This window comes from Amycolatopsis roodepoortensis, from assembly GCF_014873915.1.
Lineage (GTDB): Bacteria > Actinomycetota > Actinomycetes > Mycobacteriales > Pseudonocardiaceae > Amycolatopsis > Amycolatopsis roodepoortensis.
Genome location: NZ_JADBEJ010000008.1, coordinates 476,316 through 494,104, shown reverse-complemented (window position 1 = coordinate 494,104; position 17,789 = coordinate 476,316). Strand labels below are relative to the sequence as shown.

The 17,789-nt window shown below is 69.6% G+C and carries 17 protein-coding genes; 7 read left to right on the top strand and 10 right to left on the bottom strand.

The features are described from left to right. Nucleotides 1-9 precede the first annotated feature (9 nt). Entirely contained in the window at nt 10-3,132 is a 3,123-nt protein-coding gene (locus tag H4W30_RS39970; protein ID WP_192747466.1) for a BTAD domain-containing putative transcriptional regulator, read from the top strand. Here the strand turns inward: H4W30_RS39970 and H4W30_RS39965 are convergent. Both H4W30_RS39965 and H4W30_RS39960 read right to left on the bottom strand, forming a co-directional pair. Then, nucleotides 3,129-3,797 carry a hypothetical protein gene (locus H4W30_RS39965; protein ID WP_192747465.1) on the bottom strand — a complete coding sequence of 223 codons (669 nt, stop codon included), beginning with the start codon at nt 3,795-3,797 and terminating at the stop codon, nt 3,129-3,131. The two genes, H4W30_RS39970 and H4W30_RS39965, sit on opposite strands and share 4 nt — an antisense overlap. Further along, nucleotides 3,794-4,012 (bottom strand): hypothetical protein, encoded by a 219-nt coding sequence (locus H4W30_RS39960; protein WP_192747464.1) that lies wholly within the window; start codon nt 4,010-4,012, stop codon nt 3,794-3,796. Before H4W30_RS39960 ends, H4W30_RS39965 begins: the two co-directional genes overlap by 4 nt. Nucleotides 4,013-4,135: 123 nt before the next feature. Between H4W30_RS39960 and H4W30_RS39955 the strand changes: the two genes are divergently transcribed. Further along, nucleotides 4,136-5,227 (top strand): C45 family peptidase, encoded by a 1,092-nt coding sequence (locus tag H4W30_RS39955; protein ID WP_192747463.1) that lies wholly within the window; start codon nt 4,136-4,138, stop codon nt 5,225-5,227. Beyond that, nucleotides 5,224-6,774, top strand: coding sequence for an MFS transporter (locus tag H4W30_RS39950; RefSeq protein WP_192747462.1), 1,551 nt, complete (start codon nt 5,224-5,226; stop codon nt 6,772-6,774). The genes H4W30_RS39955 and H4W30_RS39950 overlap by 4 nt, the downstream gene beginning before the upstream one ends. A gap of 62 nt (nt 6,775-6,836) precedes the next feature. Here the strand turns inward: H4W30_RS39950 and H4W30_RS39945 are convergent, their stop codons facing one another. Then, nucleotides 6,837-7,325 (bottom strand): nuclear transport factor 2 family protein, encoded by a 489-nt coding sequence (locus H4W30_RS39945; RefSeq protein WP_192747461.1) that lies wholly within the window; start codon nt 7,323-7,325, stop codon nt 6,837-6,839. Next, nucleotides 7,322-7,918, bottom strand: a complete 597-nt coding sequence (locus H4W30_RS39940; protein WP_192747460.1) for a TetR/AcrR family transcriptional regulator — start codon at nt 7,916-7,918, stop codon at nt 7,322-7,324. The genes H4W30_RS39945 and H4W30_RS39940 overlap by 4 nt, the downstream gene beginning before the upstream one ends. A gap of 8 nt (nt 7,919-7,926) precedes the next feature. Here H4W30_RS39940 and lhgO point away from each other — a divergent pair, with 8 nt between their 5' ends. After that, nucleotides 7,927-9,183 (top strand): L-2-hydroxyglutarate oxidase, encoded by a 1,257-nt coding sequence (gene lhgO / locus H4W30_RS39935; protein WP_378234597.1) that lies wholly within the window; start codon nt 7,927-7,929, stop codon nt 9,181-9,183. Here lhgO and H4W30_RS39930 read toward each other — a convergent pair. Continuing rightward, nucleotides 9,180-10,172 (bottom strand): DUF3558 family protein, encoded by a 993-nt coding sequence (locus H4W30_RS39930; RefSeq protein ID WP_192747458.1) that lies wholly within the window; start codon nt 10,170-10,172, stop codon nt 9,180-9,182. The genes lhgO and H4W30_RS39930 overlap by 4 nt on opposite strands. A gap of 27 nt (nt 10,173-10,199) precedes the next feature. After that, on the bottom strand, nt 10,200-11,468 hold the full coding sequence (gene serS, locus H4W30_RS39925) for a serine--tRNA ligase (protein ID WP_192747457.1): 1,269 nt from the start codon (nt 11,466-11,468) through the stop codon (nt 10,200-10,202). A gap of 133 nt (nt 11,469-11,601) precedes the next feature. Between serS and H4W30_RS39920 the strand changes: the two genes are divergently transcribed. After that, nucleotides 11,602-12,885 (top strand): aspartate aminotransferase family protein, encoded by a 1,284-nt coding sequence (locus H4W30_RS39920; protein WP_192747456.1) that lies wholly within the window; start codon nt 11,602-11,604, stop codon nt 12,883-12,885. A 52-nt stretch (nt 12,886-12,937) separates the two neighbouring features. Here the strand turns inward: H4W30_RS39920 and H4W30_RS39915 are convergent, their stop codons facing one another. The 4 genes from H4W30_RS39915 to H4W30_RS39900 are packed head-to-tail and all read right to left on the bottom strand — an operon-like array spanning nt 12,938 to nt 16,176. Continuing rightward, a complete protein-coding gene (locus tag H4W30_RS39915; protein ID WP_192747455.1) occupies nt 12,938-13,843 on the bottom strand; it encodes a haloalkane dehalogenase in 906 nt (301 codons plus the stop codon). Between the two features lie 55 nt (nt 13,844-13,898). Further along, a complete protein-coding gene (locus H4W30_RS39910; protein ID WP_192747454.1) occupies nt 13,899-14,351 on the bottom strand; it encodes a DUF350 domain-containing protein in 453 nt (150 codons plus the stop codon). Between the two features lie 49 nt (nt 14,352-14,400). Beyond that, on the bottom strand, nt 14,401-15,567 hold the full coding sequence (locus H4W30_RS39905) for a glutathionylspermidine synthase family protein (RefSeq protein WP_192747453.1): 1,167 nt from the start codon (nt 15,565-15,567) through the stop codon (nt 14,401-14,403). Next, the gene (locus H4W30_RS39900) at nt 15,568-16,176 is read right to left on the bottom strand and encodes a hypothetical protein (protein WP_225950803.1); all 609 of its coding nucleotides are present in this window, start codon (nt 16,174-16,176) and stop codon (nt 15,568-15,570) included. Nucleotides 16,177-16,271: 95 nt separating this feature from the next. On the opposite strand from H4W30_RS39900, the gene H4W30_RS39895 reads away from it, so the two are divergent. Together H4W30_RS39895 and H4W30_RS39890 are read left to right on the top strand one after the other, a co-directional pair. After that, nucleotides 16,272-17,252: a septum formation family protein gene (locus tag H4W30_RS39895; RefSeq protein ID WP_192747452.1), complete on the top strand. Its 981-nt coding sequence runs from the start codon at nt 16,272-16,274 to the stop codon at nt 17,250-17,252. Nucleotides 17,253-17,256: 4 nt separating this feature from the next. Beyond that, nucleotides 17,257-17,607 (top strand): metallopeptidase family protein, encoded by a 351-nt coding sequence (locus H4W30_RS39890; protein ID WP_034309691.1) that lies wholly within the window; start codon nt 17,257-17,259, stop codon nt 17,605-17,607. Nucleotides 17,608-17,789 lie beyond the last annotated feature (182 nt).

Below are 17,789 nucleotides of genomic sequence, written 5' to 3'. Positions count from 1 at the left end.
CTTTAGCCCATGCGATTCGGCGTTCTGGGGGCGACGGAGGTACGCCGCGACGACGGCACCACCGTTCCGATCGGCGGGCCCAGGGTCCGGACGCTGTTCGCGTTGCTCGCGCTGGAGGCGGGCCGGATCGTCCCGGCGGAGCGCCTCATCGACGGTCTCTACGGCGAACAACCACCCGAAGGTGTGGCGAACGCGCTGCAATCGCAGGTCTCGCGGCTGCGGGGCGCGCTGAAAGAGCTCGCGCCCGTCGAGTTCAGCCCGGCGGGCTACCGGCTCGCCGTGGACCCCGACGACGTCGACGTGCACCGGTTCGAGCGGCTCGCAGCAGAGGGACGGCGCACTCTCGCGGCGGGAGATGCCGCGAAGGCGTCCGAGCTGCTTCGCGATGCTCTCGGGCTCTGGCGTGGCCCGGCCTTCGCGGACATCACCGACGCGCCGTTCCGCGATCCGCAGGTCACCAGGCTGAATGAGCTGAAGACGTCGGCGATCGAGGACCGCGTCGAGGCAGAGCTCAAGCTGGGAAAGCACGAAGACGTCCTCGGCGAGCTTCGCGAGGTCATCGACGAGCAGCCGCTGCGGGAAAAGTCCCGCGCGCTGCTGATCCGCGCGCTGCACGCCGCCGGGCGGCAGGCCGAGGCGCTCACCGCGTTCGAGGACGCCCGCCGCGTCCTCGCCGACGAACTCGGCGCGGATCCCGGGCCGGATCTCGCCGCCGCGCATCTGGCCGTGCTTCGCGGTGAGACACCGCCTGCCAAGGGCACGACCACGGCGCTTCCCGCGCAACTCACCAGCTTCATCGGCCGCGAAGGCGATCTCCGGCACGTGCTCGACAGGCTGGAGAGTTCGCGGCTGGTGACGCTGACCGGACCTGGCGGGGCGGGCAAGACGCGGCTGGCCATCGAGACCGCGGCAGCCGTGGACCTCCCCGCCGTCTTCGTCGAGCTCGCTCCGTACACCGAGGACTCCGATATCGCCCACGCCGCGCTGACCGCGCTCGGCCTGCGGTCGGTCCCGCTCGGGACGGTCACCGCGCCGGTGGAGAACGCGCCGGTGGAGCGGCTGATCGACGCGCTGGCCGAACGGGCCGTCCTGCTGGTGCTCGACAACTGCGAGCATCTGATCGAGGCCGCCGCGAAACTGGCCGCCCGGCTGCTCGGCGCGGCTCCCGCGCTGCGGGTGCTCGCCACCAGCCGCGAACCGCTGGGCATCACCGGTGAGGTCGTCTCCCCCGTGCCTCGGCTCGCCGTGCCGCCGCCGGGCACGCCGCCCGCCCGGTCGCTGGAGTTCGCCGCGGTCCGCCTGTTCGCCGACCGCGCGCGGGCGGGCGATCCGGGTTTCGTGGTCGACGACGAGACCGCGGGCGACGTCCAGCGGGTCTGCGCCGCGCTCGACGGGCTGCCGCTGGCCATCGAGCTCGCCGCCGCGCGCGTGCGGACCCTGCCGGTCGGCGAGATCGCGTCCCGGCTGGACGACCGGTTCGGGTTGCTCTCGCGGGGCAGCCGGGTCGCCGAAAGCCGTCATCGCACGCTGCGCGCCGTCGTCGAGTGGAGCTGGGATCTGCTCGACGAGGACGAACGCCTGCTCGCCAGGCGGCTGACCGTCTTCGCGGGCGGCACGACCCTGGACGACGCCGAAGCGGTCTGCGCCGTGCCGGACATCGCGGAACTGCTTCCGTCCCTTGTGGACAGATCGCTGGTCGAACGCACCGGGGACCGGTATCGGATGCTCGAAACCATCCGGGCCTTCTTCACCGAAAAACTCGTCGAGGCGGGTGAAACCGAGCGCTTGCGGCGCGCACACGCCGAGCATTTCCTCGCCCTCGCCGAGGAAGCGGATCCGTTGCTGCGCACGGGCGACCAGCTGATCTGGCTCGCCCGGCTCGACGCCGCCTACGACGATCTCCTGGCCGCGTTGCGCTGGGCCGCCGAATCCGACGTACGGATCGCGCTCCGGCTTTCTGCTGCGCTGGTGCTGTACTGGTGGATGCGCGGTCGCCGCTTCGAGGGTTCGACGCTGTGTTTGGAAGTGGTCAAACGGCTCGGAGAACGGGCACCGGACGGTCTCGAAGAGGAGTACCAGCTCTGCGTGCTCACCGCCGCCGCGGGACTGCGGGGCCACGAGGCGCTCGACCGGCATTTGCCATTGGTGGACGGCCTCATGCTGAATATCGCCAAGGCGCCCCGGAACCCGGCACTGCTGCTGTTGATGGGCGTCGTGTCCGGCCCGCCCGGTGACGACGACGCGCTGATCAGACGCAGCCGGGTGCTGCTGGCGAACAGCGATGCCTGGAGCCTCGCCCTCGCGCCGACCGGTTACGGCCTCCGCGCGCTGATGCAGGGCGAACTCGACACAGCGGAAGAGTTCCTGCTCGAAGGGGCGCAGGCGTTCCGCTCGATCGGCGAACGCTGGGGCCTTTCGATGGCCCTCGACCATCTCTCCCAGATCCTGATCTGGACGAACCGGCAGGCCGAAGCGCTGGAAACGATGAACGAGGCCCTGCGGCTGATGCGGGAACTCGGCGCGTCCGACGACAACGCGGACCTGCTGTGCCGTCGCGGCGGCAGCAAGCTGCTCCACGGCGACGCGGCGGGCGCGCGGGCGGATTTCGAACTCGCCATCGAGATCGCGCGCCGCGCCGGGATGCCCGAGAGCCGAGCGGCCGGGTACGTCGGTCTGTCGTTCCTCGCCCGGCACGAGGGCGATCTGGCGGCGGCCCGTGCGCTGAGCGAACGCGCGCTCGCGGAGTGTTCCGGTGGTTCGTTCGCGGCCGAAGGAGTGCGCGCCGGCGCGAAGATCTCCCTCGGCTGGGTCCTGGCCGCCGAGGGTGACGCCGACGGGGCCGAGGAGCTGCACCGGCTGGCGCTGGTGTCGGCGGACCGCTGGCACGACAGCACCACCATGGCCTGCGCCGTCGAGGGTCTCGCCGGGGTCGCGCTGGTGCGGGGCGACGCCGAGCGGGCGGCGGTCCTGATCGGCGCGGCGGTGACCATCCGGGGCACCCCGTTCGCCGTCGATCTGGACGCCGCCCTGCTCAGGACGACCGTGCGCGAGCGGCTCGGTGACGACTTCGACCGGGCCTACCGCCGCGGGCTCGGCCTGCGGGGTGCCGCCCAGCTGACCGGGAATCTCTAGGCGCGGGTCAGCTGCGTGCCCTGCGGCGCGAAGCGGCCGACGGCCTCGGCGAGGAGCCGCTGGTCGAGTTCGCTGTCCTGGACCGCGACGTACAGCGGTGCCGCGTTGACCGGGACCGCGCCCAGGCGGGTCATCCCCGGGCCGACCGGGTCGATGGTGAGGCGGGTGACGTCACGCCACGGCACGACCGTCCGCTCGATCCGGATGCCCACCGCGTCCAGTTCGAAGAGCACCCACTGCTGGTCGTGCAGCGATTTCACGTAGCCGATGGCCGCGCAGCCGACGGCGATCGCGATGATCCGCAGCACGCCGGGCCCTTCCAGCGAGCCGACCAGCGCGATGAAGCCGAGGACGACCACCACCATCCCGGTCAGCTTCGCGGCGCCGACCAGGCCCGCGTTCGGTTTGTGCACCCGGAACCGCACGGCGCGCATCAAATGTTTGGTGAGCAGCCCGCCACCGATCGCGGCGGCCAGCCCGAGCATCGTCACCACCAGCGAAACCGGGGAGAAGTCGGCGACGACGTTGTAGCCGGCGACGAGCGCGACGAATCCGCCGACGACGGCCAGCATCAGCGCGAGCTTGCCCTTGCGCACGTCCTGCTCGCGGCGTTGGAGGGAGGCCTGGTCGGGTGCGGCGAGGAAGCCGCCGTCGATGTTCCTCATCGGGCGTCACGCTGCGCTTCGGCAGCCGAGCGGCGCTCGCGCTGACGGCGGTCGAGGACGTACAGCAGCACGCCGGCGCCGGCGCTCACGGCGGCGTAGAGCAGGTCCTGCAGGCCGTCGTCCGGGTAGCCGGTGGAGAACTCGACCATCGCGAGCGCGACGAAGAGGACGCTGAGGACGGCCCCGCCGATGATGTACACCTTGTTGCTGAGCATGGTTTCCCTCGCTTGTCGTTGCCTGGTGGGACCACTTTCGCTCGGGGCACATGACATTCCGATGACATGCACTGACAGCGTTCGGTGCGTGGACGGTCAGCGGCGGCGGACACCCTCCGTGCCATGACTTACGTAGCGGGATCTCCCGAAGACTTCCTCGCCGTGCGGCATTTGACGTTGCGCGGCTCCCAGGCCGAAATCGGTCATGCCCTCGGCGCCGAGGTGAAGGCGCGCTCGGAATGGTCGCCGCCGACGCTCGATCCGATCGTGGCCAAGGCGCGGCGTACCTGGTTCGCCCGGAACTGGCCTCAGTACGCGGCGCGCACGGCCGGGTTCGCCGAGGCGCACGGGTTCGCCGCCGACGCGGCGGTCTCCTTCGACGACGCGAGCGCCTTGCCCCCTGGATCGGGTTGTTCGGCGCTCTGGACGGGGAGCGAGCTCGGCCGCAACTACGACTTCTTCACCATGAGCTGGACTCAGCTGGGGGCGGTGCTGGCCGGTGAGGAGCCGGTCGACGACGGGACCGTGCCGATGGCGTCACGGCCGTACGTCCTGACGACGATCCCCGACGACGGCATCGCTTCGACCTCGCTCACCATGTCCACAATGGACGGTGGAACGGAGGGCGTCAACGAGGCCGGGCTCGTCGTCACCCTGCTGATGGCCGAGGTCGAGACGGCCATGCCGCTGGACCACGGTCCGCAGGCCGGCCTCTCGGTGCTGCAGGTGTACCGGTATCTGCTGGACACCTGCGAAACCGTCGAAGAGGCGAAGGAAGCGCTGATGCTCGCCAAGCAGTACGCGCACGGCGCGCCCTGCCACTACATCGTCGCCGACACCTCCGGCCGCGGCTTCGTCTACGAACGCGGAGCGCACGACGTCGAGTACTTCGTCGAGGTTGCCGACGGGCCGCTGTGCGTCACGAACCACCTGCTGCACCGTCATCCGGATCTCGACGCGCTGCCCGAAGACAACCCCGAGACCATGCGCACCTACGAGCGGCTTCGCACCATCACCAAGGAAGCGGACTCCGGAACGCGGGACGCGCTCGACACGGTGGCCTTCGCGGTCGAGCCCGGCGCGCCGTGGCGGACGTTGTGGCGCAGCGTCCTCGACCCGTCGGCCCGCACCCTGAGCACCCGGTTCTACCTGGGTGACGGCGAGAACGGCACCGCGCGGCACACGCCGGAGCTCACGTTCGGGGTTTCGCGGTGACCATCGGCAAGGGCCGCAAGATCGGCACCGTCGCGGTCTGCGTGCTGGCGCAGCTGCTGATCGCGATCGACCTGACCGTGCTGCACCTGGTGCTGCCGTCGCTTTCGGAAGAGATGCACCCGTCGACGACGGAACTGCTGTGGATCGCCGACGCGTACGGTTTCGCCCTCGCCGGGCTGCTGATCACGATGGGGAACATCGGCGACCGGATCGGGCGGAAGAAGCTGCTGCTGATCGGGGCGTCGCTGTTCGGTGTCGCCTCGGTGATCACGGCGTACGCGCCGACGGCGGAACTCCTGATCGCCGCCCGTGCGCTGCTCGGGATCGCCGCCGCGACGCTGATGCCGTCGACGCTGTCGATCGTGCGGAACGTGTTCACCGGCAAGGAACGCGCGGCCGTGATCGGGGTTTCGAGCGGGCTGACGATCCTCGGTTTCGGGATGGGGCCGCTCGTCGGCGGTTTCCTGCTCGACCACTTCTGGTGGGGCTCGGTGTTCCTGGTCAACGTGCCGGTGGTCGTGGTCATGGTGATCGCGGGCGCGCTGATCCTGCCCGAGTCGAAGAACCCGGTGTCCCATCGCATCGATGTGCCCAGTGTGCTGCTCTCGCTCGTCGGCATGGTCGGGATCGTCTACACGATCAAGGAAATCGCGTACAAGGGCTGGGGCCACTGGGACGTCGCGGTCGCCGCCGTGCTCGGCATCGGCTGCCTGCTGGCGTTCGTGCTGCGGCAACCGCGGCTGGCCGAACCGTTGATGGACCTGAAGCTGTTCGCCCAGCGGGCGTTCTCGGCGACCGTCGGCACCACGATCCTGGCGATGTTCGCGCAGCTCGCGGTCTCGCTGATGTTCGCGCAGTACCTGCAGCTGGTGGCGGGCTGGTCACCGCTGAAGTCCGGGCTCGCCGGGCTGCCCGGGATGGGCGGCGCGATCCTCGGCGGCGTGCTCGCGCCGCTGGCGATCAAGGCCTTCGGGCGCGCGGTCACCATCGGACTGGGCTGTGCCCTGTCGGCGGTCGGGTTCGCGTTGTACTCGGCGGTCGGCGTGACGATCGTCTACACCGACCTGCTCGCCGCGATGATCGTCTTCGGGGTCGGGCTGTCGCTGATCCTCTCCGTCGCGACGGACACGGTGCTCGGCGTCGTGCCGAAGGCCAGGGCGGGCGCCGCGTCGGCGATCTCCGAGACGGCGACCGAACTCGGTGGGGCGCTGGGGATCGCGGTCCTCGGCAGTGTGCTCGGCGCGCTGTACCGGAACGAGCTCGTCCTCCCGGCGGGCGTGCCGCCCGAAACATCGGCGGCGATTTCGGACACCCTCGGCGGCGCCGTCCAGGTCGCGGCGCAGCTCCCGCCGGAACAGGGTGCGCTGGTCCTGGCGAGTGCGAAGTCGGCGTTCGTCGACGGGTTGCAGGTGACGATGCTGTGCTCGGCGGCGCTGATGGCGGTGCTGGCGGTGAGCGCGCTGTTCACGTTGCGCGGGGTGCCGAAGGTCCTCGAAGACCCTGAGGACGAACCGGCTCCAGCCCCGGCTCCTGTGGCTGTGTCCTGATCGCGCGTGAAGGCCCCCTTCCCTCGGCTGAGCCGAGGGAAGGGGGCCTTCACGCGCGATCGTCAGCGCGGGCCGGCGAGCGGGACCGCGCGTTTGTCGCCGGACCGCACCATGGCCAGCAAGGGTTTCGCGGCCACCTTGAGCAGCCGGGCCGCGAAGGTGCGGCCGTTGCGGCGGGCGATGTCCGGGCCGAAGGCGTCCATCAGCGCGACGAGCCCCGGCAGCGGCCGCACGAACAGCGTCACTTCGGCGATGAGCCCGTCTTCGCCGAGTTTCAGCACCGCCGCCTCCTCGATCTCCTCCCCGCCGATGCGCGCGGTGTAGACGACGACCCGCGTCGTCTCGTCGCCGGTGTCGGTGTGGAACCGGATGTCGCGCAGATGCGAGTACGCGACCTCCAGCAACGGCCTGAGTTCCGCGTGCCCGCTGAACCGCACCCGGCTCGTCAACGGCGAGTGCACGACGGCGTCCGGAGCGAAGATGCTCAGCGCGAGGTCCACGTCACGGGTCTCGAGGGCGCGGCGGTACCGCTCGGCGGTTTCGATGCTCATGTGTCCTCCTGGATCAGGTTCCCCAGCCCGCGCCACAACAGATCCGTCGTGAGCGCGACGACCTGCTCCCGCGGGATGTCGCGGTTGTCCCACCACCAGGTGGCGATGGCGTTCAGTGCGCTCTTCGCCGCTTCGGCGATCGCTTCGTTCGCGCGGTCGCGCGGCAGGTCCGCGGTCAGCGCCAGCCCGGGTACCTGGCCGAACACCTCGGTCAGCCGGGCGGTCGACCTGGCCTGCCCGCGCCGGTGCACCTCGGCGACCGCTTCGTCGGACGGCGTCTCGGCGAAGATCATCCGCCAGCCGCGTTCGTTCGTCTCCATCCAGGCGAAGATCGCCGCCACCCTGGCGCGCAGCAGCCCCTCGGCGGTGCCCGAAGGCGGCAGCTCCGCCCAGCCGGCCAGCAGACTGTCCACTTCGGACTCCAGGAGCCCGGCGTACAGCGCGGCCTTGGACGAAAAGTGGTCGTAGAGCACCGGCGTACTGATCCCGGCGGCCGTCGCGACCTCGCGCATCCCGGCCGCGTCGTAGCCGGACGCGGCGAACACCCGCGCCGCCGCGGCGAGGATCCGCTCCCGGCGTTCTTCCCTGCTCAAGCGCTTACCTGACATCGGTCAGGTACGCTACCACCGAACCTGACAGCTGTCAGGTAGCGCTCCGGGTAACCTGGTCGATCGTGCGCACAGTCGTAGTCATCGGAGGCGGGATCGTCGGTCTCGCCACCGCCTGGGAGCTGACCAAACGGGGCCTGGACGTCACGGTGCTCGAGAAGGAGGACCACTGGGCGGCCCACCAGACCGGGCACAACTCGAACGTCGTGCACGCGGGGCTCTACTACAAGCCGGGTTCGTTCAAGGCCAGGATGGCGACCGCGGGCAACCGGTCCATTGTGGACTTCGCCCGGCAGTACGGGGTGCCGGTCGAGGTCTGCGGCAAACTCGTCGTCGCCACCTCCGACGCGGAGCTTCCGGCCTTGAAGGTGCTCGCCGAACGCGCCGAGGCGAACGGCGTCCCGGCGAAGCTGATCACGCCGTGCGAGGCCCGCGAGTACGAACCCGAGGTCTCGTGCGTCGCCGCGCTGCGCGTGGAGTCCACCGGCATCATCGACTTCGCGGGCGTCTGCACCGCCTTGGTGCGGCTGCTCGACGAAGCCGACGCCGACCTGCGCCTCGGCACGCCCGCGCTGGGGATCCGGCCCGGCCGCACGGGCGGCGTCGAGGTGGCGACCGGTGGCGAAGTGATCCACGCGGACGCCCTCGTCAACTGCGCCGGCCTGCACGCCGACCGCGTCGCGCGGCTCGCCGGGCTCACCCCGAGCGCGCGGATCGTGCCGTTCCGCGGCGAGTACTACGAGCTGAAGCCGGAACGCCGCCATCTCGTGCGCGGCCTGATCTACCCGGTCCCGGACGCGTCGCTGCCGTTCCTCGGCGTGCACCTGACCCGCATGCTCGACGGCAGCGTGCACGCCGGCCCCAACGCCGTGCTCGCGCTTCGCCGCGAGGGCTACACCTGGCGCGACATCTCGGCGAAGGACCTCGCCGAGGTCGCCCGCTTCCCCGGCGTCTGGCGGCTCGCGCGCAAGTACGCGTACCCGACCGGGCTCGACGAGGTCCGCCGCTCGTTCTCGCGCCGCCGCTTCGCCGAAAGCCTCGCGCGGCTCGTCCCCGCCGTCACCGAGGACGACATCGTGCGGCACGGCTCCGGCGTCCGCGCGCAGGCGCTGCGCCCGGACGGCGCGCTCGTCGACGACTTCCTGATCGAGACCGCGCGGAACCAGGTGCACGTCCTCAACGCGCCCTCACCGGCGGCGACCAGCTCGCTGGAGATCGCGAAGCACATCGCCGACGAATTGACCGGCTAAAAGGCGGGCATGTTCCCGGTCACCAGCGGCATCACGGCTTGCGGGATTTCGCAGGCCTTGGCGTTGTCGCTGAGGTCACCGGTGTCGACCTTGACCGAGGACGTCTCCGTGACCGGCAGCATCGCGACGCAGATCGGGCTGTCCGGGCTCGAGTAGACGAACCACTTCTTGCCCGCCACCATCTGCTCGACCGGGGTGCCGTCGAGACCGGGAACGTCCTCGAGTTTCGTCGCCGTGTAGATCCACAGGTCGAGCGCCTTCTTGCCCTTGTCGCCGTCGTTGTCGTCCCACTGGCAGCCGTTCTTCGGATCCCTCGACGAACCGTTCATCGGCCGCGCGGGCTGGAGGTTGAACGGCGTCACCTGCTCCGGCTTGAGCAGCGAGCACGGATCGACGGTCAAGAGCGGCCCGGAGGGCTCGATCGGCTTCTGGCCCGGAGGCGCGGTGAGCGGCGGGCTCGGCTGTCCGCCCGGCAGGTGGGACGCGACCGCGGGAGCCGCGGCCTTCGCCAGGTCGCAGGCCTTGGTGACGTCTTCGCCGGGGGCCTCGCTGGTGATCTCGACGAAGGTCTTCGGGTCGAGTTCGGTCATCAGCGAGCAGTGGCTCGGGCCGAAGATCGACGCGTACCGGGTCCAGGTGAACCCGCCGATGCCGAACTTCTCGCCAGGAAGCGCGCCGCTGACGTAGTCGACCAGCGAGAGGTCGAAGCTCTGCGACACCTCCAGCGTGACCCCGTCGGGCGCGTCCTCCAGCTCCGGATACCGGCAGGTCCCGGGGATCTTCCGGGCCTTGTCCGCCGGACGCTCCTTGCCGGGGAAGGTGACCCCGATGGCTTCCGCCTGCTCCTGCGAGAGCAGCTTGCACGGCTCGGCCTTCGTGATGACCGGCCCCTGCCCCGGCACCGGCGACGCCGTACCGCCGACGACCGACGTGCAGCCGCCGAGCGTCAGCACCGCCAGCCCGATCGCGAGCGAATTCCGAAACCGCATGCGTCCTCTTCCCCTCACCGCCGACGGCTACTTGGATGCCGGCGTGAGCACCTCGGTTCCGCCGAGGAAGGGGCGAAGCGCCTCCGGCACCCGGACGGAACCGTCTTCGAGCTGGTGGTTCTCCAGGATCGCGACGATCCACCTCGTGGTGGCGAGCGTGCCGTTCAGCGTGGCGACGGTCTGCGGGCGGCCGTCGTCGTCGCGGTAGCGGATGCCGAGGCGGCGGGCCTGGAAGGTCGTGCAGTTCGACGTCGAGGTCAGCTCGCGGTAGGTCCCCTGCGACGGCACCCACGCCTCGCAGTCGAACTTCCGGTACGCCGAGGTGCCGAGGTCGCCGGTGGCGGTGTCGATCACCCGGTACGGGACCTCGATCTTGGCGAGCATCTGCTCTTCCCAGTCCAGCAGGCGCGCGTGCTCGGCTTCGGCGTCCTCGGGACGCGTGTAGACGAACATCTCGACCTTGTCGAACTGGTGGACGCGGATGATGCCGCGGGTGTCCTTGCCGTACGAACCGGCCTCGCGGCGGTAGCAGGACGACCAGCCCGCGTACCGCTTCGGGCCGTTGGCGAGATCGAGGATCTCGTCGGCGTGGTAGCCGGCGAGCGGGACCTCGGAGGTGCCGACGAGGTACAGGTCGTCGTCGCGCAGCCGGTAGACCTCCGACGAGTGCGCGCCGAGGAAACCGGTGCCCGCCATGATCTCCGGCCGCACCAGGGTCGGGGTGATCATCGGGGTGAACCCGTTCGCGGTCGCCTGCGCGACCGCCATGTTCAGCAGGCCGAGCTGGAGCTGGGCGCCGATACCGGTGAGGAAGTAGAACCGCGAGCCCGAGACCTTCGCGCCGCGCTCCATGTCGAGCGCGCCGAGACTCTCGCAGAGTTCGAGGTGGTCCTTCGGCTCGAAGTCGAACTTCTTCGGCTCGCCGACGTGCTTGAGCACGACGTAGTCGTCCTCGCCGCCCTCGGGCGCGTCGGGGTGGACGAGGTTCGGCACCAGGCGGTGCAGCTGCTCGAACTCCTCCGACGCCTCGGTCTGCTCGACCTCGGCCGTCTTGACCTGGGCGGCGAGGTCCTTCGCCTTGGCGAGCAGCTCGGCCCGCTCGTCACCCTGTGCCTTGGGGATGAGCTTGCCCAGCGACTTCTGCTCGGCGCGCAGCTTGTCGGCGGCGGCGATGGAGGACCGGCGACGGGAGTCGAGGGAGAGCAGCTTGTCGACCACTCCTTCGTCCTCGCCACGGGCGCGCTGCGAAGCGCGCACGACGTCCGGGTCATCGCGCAGAGTCCTGGGGTCAATCACGAGTGCTGAGAGTAGTCCGTGCCGACCGCACAAAATGTGCGGGTCCGCGCGGATAACCCGACAGTCTGATCGTTGCCGCCCGTTTCGGGCCGTCCCCATACTGAGATCTCCCTGCTGCGGACGGAGAAACCCGATGACCGATGCGGACCTGCTGGCGCGGCACAAGGCGGTACTGCCGTCGTGGCTGGCGCTCTACTACGACGAGCCGATCGAGATCGTGCACGCGCAGGACCGCCGGGTCATCGACTCGACCGGGCGCACCTACCTGGACTTCTTCGCGGGCATCCTGACGAACTCGATGGGCTACGACGTCTCGGCGATCAGCGACGCCGTGCGCAAGCAGCTCGACACCGGCATCCTGCACACGTCGACGCTGTACCTGATCCGCTCGCAGGTCGAACTGGCCGAGCGCATCGCGAAGCTCTCCGGCATCCCCGACGCGAAGGTGTTCTTCACCAACTCCGGGACCGAGGCCAACGACACCGCGCTGATGCTCGCCACCCAGTACCGGCGCAGCAACCAGGTGCTGGCGATGCGGAACTCGTACCACGGGCGGTCGTTCGCGACGGTCGGCATCACCGGCAACCGCGGCTGGTCGGCGTCGTCGCTCAGCCCGGTGAAGGTGAGCTACGTGCACGGCGGCTACCGGTACCGCAGCCCGTTCCGGGCGCTTTCGGACACCGAGTACATCGACGCGTGCGTCGCGGACCTGGTCGACGTCCTGGAGACGGGCACTTCGGGCGACGTCGCCTGCATGATCGCGGAGCCGATCCAGGGCGTCGGCGGCTTCAGCTCACCGCCGGACGGCCTGTTCAAGGCGATGAAGGAGGTCCTCGACCAGTACGGGATCCTGTTCATCTCCGACGAGGTCCAGACCGGCTGGGGACGGACCGGGGAACACTACTGGGGGATCCAGGCGCACGACGTCGTGCCCGACGCGATGACCTTCGCGAAGGGGCTCGGCAACGGTCTCGCGATCGGCGGTCTCGTGGCGCGCGGCGACCTGGTCGACTGCCTCACCGCGAACTCGATCTCGACCTTCGGCGGCAACCCGGTCGCGATGGCGGGCGCGGCCGCCGTGCTCGACCACATCGCCGACCACGACCTGCAGGCCAACGCGCTCGCCCGCGGCAACGAACTGCTCGACGGCCTGCGCGCGGCGGGGAACCCGCTGATCGGGGACGTGCGCGGCAAGGGCCTGATGATCGGCGTCGAACTGGTCGAGCCGGGCGGGATGACACCGAACCCGGGCGCCGCGGCGCGGATGATGGAGGAGACCAAGTCGCGCGGGCTGCTGATCGGCAAGGGCGGCCTGCACGGCAACGTCCTGCGGATCGCGCCGCCGATGACGCTCACCGCCGAAGAGGCCGCGGAGGGTCTCGGGATCATCGTGGACGCCCTGGCCGCCATCTCCTGACGCCCTCGTGAGTGGCAAGGACGGTTGGAACCGTCCTTGCCACTCACGAGGATCAGGAATGGACGAAGCGCGCGATGACCTCGCCCAGCCGTCCGCCCGCGTCCTCCTGCAGGAAGTGACCGGCGCCGGTGATCGTCGGATGCTCGAGTTCGCGGGCGCCACGCATCGAGCCCCGCAGTTCGAGGCCCCACGGCGCGGTGATCGGATCGCCGTCGGAGAACGAGACCAGGAACGGCTTGTTCAGTTCCGAAAGCACCTTCAGCGCCGCCCGGTTGGCGGCCGAGGCCGGATCGTCCGGGGTGATCGGCACCAGCGAAGGCATCGCGCGCGGCGCGGCCTTGTACATCTCGTTCGGGAAGGGCGCGTCATAGGCGGCGCGGACCTCCTCGGACAGCTTGGTCTGGCAGCCCGACTGGACGAACCGCCCGACGTCGAGCACCTGGGCGTTCTCGACGGTGTCGCGGAACTTGTGCCACAGCTCGGGCATGTCGGTGTCGCCGGTGGGGAGGCCGGTGTTGGCCGCGACGACCCTGGCGAACCGATCGGGGTTCTCGGCGACCAGCCGCAGGCCGATCAGGCCGCCCCAGTCCTGGCCGACCAGGGTGACGTCGGTCAGGTCGAGGACGTCGAAGGCGAACGCGCGCATCCACTCGACGTGCCGCTGGTAGGTGTGGTCGACCATGTCGCCGGGTTTGTCGGATCGGCCGAAGCCGACCAGGTCGGGCGCGATGGCGCGCAGCCCGGCGTCGGCGAGCACCGGGATGACCTTGCGATAGAGGTAGGACCAGGTGGGCTCGCCGTGCAGCAGGAGGACGGGCGGCCCGTCCTCGGGTCCGGCCTCCACGTAGCCCACTCTGATCACGCCGCCGTGAAGGTCGACGAGTTCCGCGTAGCGCGGTTCGAAGTCGAAATCGGGCAGGTCCGAGAACCGGTCGTCCGGTGTCCTCAAAAGGCGCACGACCCCCACGTTAGTGGGAATCGTGCGCCGATGCCGGTTTCAGCAGGTTAAGAAGTCACGAGATGGCGACGGCCACGATCAGGCCGAGGGCCAGGTGCGCGGAGGCCACCACGACGCTGGCGGGCGCGAACTTCTCGCTCTCGATGGTCGAGCGGATGTCGATCCGGGTCGCCCACTCCAGCAGCCGGACGGCGAGCACCTGCACGATGATGCCGAGCACGCCGTAGACCAGCGAGGTGATGAGGCCCTCGGTCAGGTCGCTGGCGGAGTTCGCGATGGCCACGACGATGATGAACGCCATCGACAGCAGGCCCGAAGCGGTGACGATGACCGCGTTCGGCAGGCCGCGGGTCACCAGCTGGGACAGCTTGCCGGGGGTGGTCCAGTCGATCGCCCAGAACCCGGCGAACATCATCAGCAGGCCGACGACGCCGTACAGCAGGATCGCGCCGATCCCTCGCACGAGGTCGGAGCCGAACGTGTCGGACAGCGCAAGGGTGGTGGTCACAGGGGTTCTCCAGGAAGTCAGGAATGTCAGGTTTGTGCGGTTGCTTCTATCACGACTCGACGATGCGGTGCGGGACGAACGCCGCACCGTCGTCGGTGACGAGTCCCGCGGTCTCGCGGATCCCGAGGCCGGCGGCCTGGTCCCCGACGATCCACGCGCCGAGCGCGGGCCGGTAGCCCTGGAACTCGGGGAGCGGATCGAACGCCTGGTAGACGAACCCTTCCGCGCCGTAGACGCCGTCGGTCTGCGTCTCGTACCCGGTGGCGACGATCTGCACGTTCGCGCCCTCGCGGCCGAGTTTCGGCTTGCGGACGTACTCGGTCAGCAGACCGGGGTCGTCGGCGAAGGCGGGCAGCAGGTTCGGATGCCCCGGGTAGTTCTCCCACAGGATCGCGAGCAGCGTCTTGTTGGAGAGGATCATCTTCCACAGCGGCTCGACCCACAGCGTGCGCGGCATGGTCTCGACGGCGAAGCGGCCGAACTCCTCGTCGACCACCCATTCCCACGGGTAGAGCTTCACCACGGTCGCCATCTGTGCCTCTTCGAGGTCGACGAACCGTTTGAGCACCGGGTCCCAGCCGATCTCCTCGATCGACAGGCCGACGGTGTCGAGCCCGGCCTCGGCGGCGGTCTCCTGCAGGTACGCCGTCGTCACGTGGTCCTCACCGGACGGATCGGCCGACGACCAGGTGAAATGCAGTTCGTTCGACGGCAGCTTGTCGGCGAGCTCGCCCCAGCGCTCGACCAGCTTCTCGTGGATCGAGTTCCACTGGTCGTCTTCGGGGAAGACCGCGGTCTTCCAGTGCCACTGCAGCACCGCGGCCTCGAGCAGCGAGGTCGGGGTGTCGGCGTTGTACTCGAGCAGCTTCGCCGGGCTCTTGCCGTCGTAGCGCAGGTCGAACCGGCCGTAGACGTGCGGATCCTGCCGCTTCCACGACTCGGCGATATGCGGCCAGACCCACTCGGGGATGCCGAAGCGGTGGTACTGCTCGGTGGTGATCACGTTGTCGACGGCTTCGAGGCACATCGAGTGCAGCAGCTCCACGTCCGCCTCGACGGACAGGATCTCGTCCATGTCGAAGACGTAGTGGACCGACTCGTCCCAGTACGGCCGGGACTTGCCGGAGCCGTCGCGGGCGGGCGTGCCGAAGACCAGGCCCTGCTCTTCGACGATGTGCTGCCAGTCCCGCCGGGGCGGCTTGGAATCCCGGTACACCTACGAGCCCCCGCTCTTGCCGCTGCCGCCGCTCTTGCCGCTGATGCCGAACCCGCCACGCTGGACCGACTTGCCCGATTTCGTGCTGATGTTCGCGTTCGACGGCGCGGTGTACGAGCCACCCGACACGCGCTGCCCGATCGCGCCGGAGCCGCCGTAGTTGTAGCGGTAGCTCTGCATCGGCCCACCGATACCGCCGATGGGGAGGAAGAAGAACCCGCCGCTGACGTAACCGCCGTGCGACCGCACGTAGTTCTCGTCGCAGTTCTGGTCGTTGTCGACGATCTCGGTGTCCCTGGTGGTGCAGACGGCCGTGACGTTCTCCGGCTTCGCGACCGTGTAGAACGTCGCGACCAGACCGACCAGACCGACCGTCACACCGGTTCCGATCAGGATCTTCTTCTTGGTCGAAGACTTCTTCTCGGCGGCGCGAGCGGCTTCGGCGGCCAGCGCCTCCTGGCGCTCCTGCTCCGCCAGTGCCTGCTGTCGCGCCCGCTGCTCGGCCAACGACGGCTGCCGCGCCTGCGTGCTGCCGTCCTGGAAGCGCATGGAGCCGCGCTTGGGCGGCTCCTGAGGCACCTGTGCCCCCTGGTTGTCATCCTGCGTCATCGAAGCTCCGTAATCGCCCGCCGGCCCGAACCCGTGTCTCCACACTAACCACCCGGTACGCGCACCTTACGTGCGGCGCGGGCATCATGGAGTGGATGTCTCAACAGGCCGAGCGGTTCCGTGATCCGCGAAACGCGCTGAGCACCCTGCGCACCCGGCTCCTCATGGCCGGTGTGTTCGCGGGCGCGATCATCGCGCTTTCGCTGAGTGTGGCGTTTTCGTGGAACGTGGGCCCGGAGGGCGGTGCGGGCGGCGGCGCCCCCAAACTGTCGCCCGCCGCGGCCGAGGCGTTCCAGTCTCCTCCTGGCACCTGTCTGACCTGGAACAATCCGGACGCCACCGACGCGCGGCGCGTGCCGTGCGCCGAGTCCCATCTGTTCGAGGTCACCAGCATCGTCGACATCGGCGCGCAGTACCCGCCGGGGGCGCCGAGCCCGAACCTGGAGCAGTGGCAGGAGATCTCCAGGTCGCAGTGCACGATCGACGTCAAGCCGTACCTCGGCCGCACGCTGGATCCGTACGGCAAGCTGAGCATGAACCTGCTCCGGCCGACCCCCGCGCAGTGGGCGGACGGCGACCGTCAGCTGCGGTGCGGTCTGCAGTGGGCGGGCCAGGGCGGCAAGCTCCAGCCGACCAAGGGGCCGGCGAAGGAGCAGGACCAGTCCGCCGTCTGGGAGCCGGGCACCTGCCTCGCGCTGCTCAACAACAGCTTCGGCGACCCCATCGACTGCGCGCAGGCGCATTCGTACGAGATCTTCGCGACGCTCGACCTCAAGACGAAGTTCAAGGACGGCTACCCGTCGCAGGAGCAGCAGAACACCTGGCTGGACACCGAGTGCTCGACGGCCGCGCAGGAGTACAGCGGCAACGCGGACCTGGCGGCGAAGAAGCTCATCATCAGCTGGGACGTCCGCGAGCAGGAGAGCTGGGACGCCGGGTCGACGCTGGTGAACTGCAAGGTGGCGGCGGTCCTGCCGGACAACAAGGGGCTGGCGCCGGTCACCGGGAGCGTCAAGGTCGGCACCGGCGAGAGCCCGCCGCCGTCGTCGTCCTCCCCGCCGAAGACCGGAGGGTGATCGCGTGCCCGTCGAGATGACGCAGCAGCGGTTCGAGGAGCTGGTTTCGGAGGCGCTGGACGAGCTGCCGCCCGAATTCGCGGACGCCATGGACAACGTCGTGGTACTCGTTGAGGAGTTCAACGAGGAGTCGCCCACGATCCTCGGCCTGTACCACGGGGTCGCGCTGACCGAGCGGACGCACGAGTACGGCGGGGTACTGCCGGACCGGATCTCGATCTACCGGCGCCCGCTGCTGGAGATGTGCGACACCGAGGAGGACGTCGTCGAGGAGGTGCTGATCACGGTCATCCACGAGGTCGGCCATCATTTCGGCATCGACGACGCGCGCCTGCACGAACTCGGGTGGGGCTGAGCCGCCGCCGGGGTGGTAGCAAAGGTCCCTTGCTCCCCCGCGACGGATTCCGCGCCGTAGGCGGGATGGTCGGTGATTTTTGTGCGTGGAGCACCATGGGTTCTCCGGAATCTTAACTCGGTGTAACAAACCAGCCACTTTGGGCGACAGCCCCAGCTAAACTTTCGACACCTTGTCGTCGG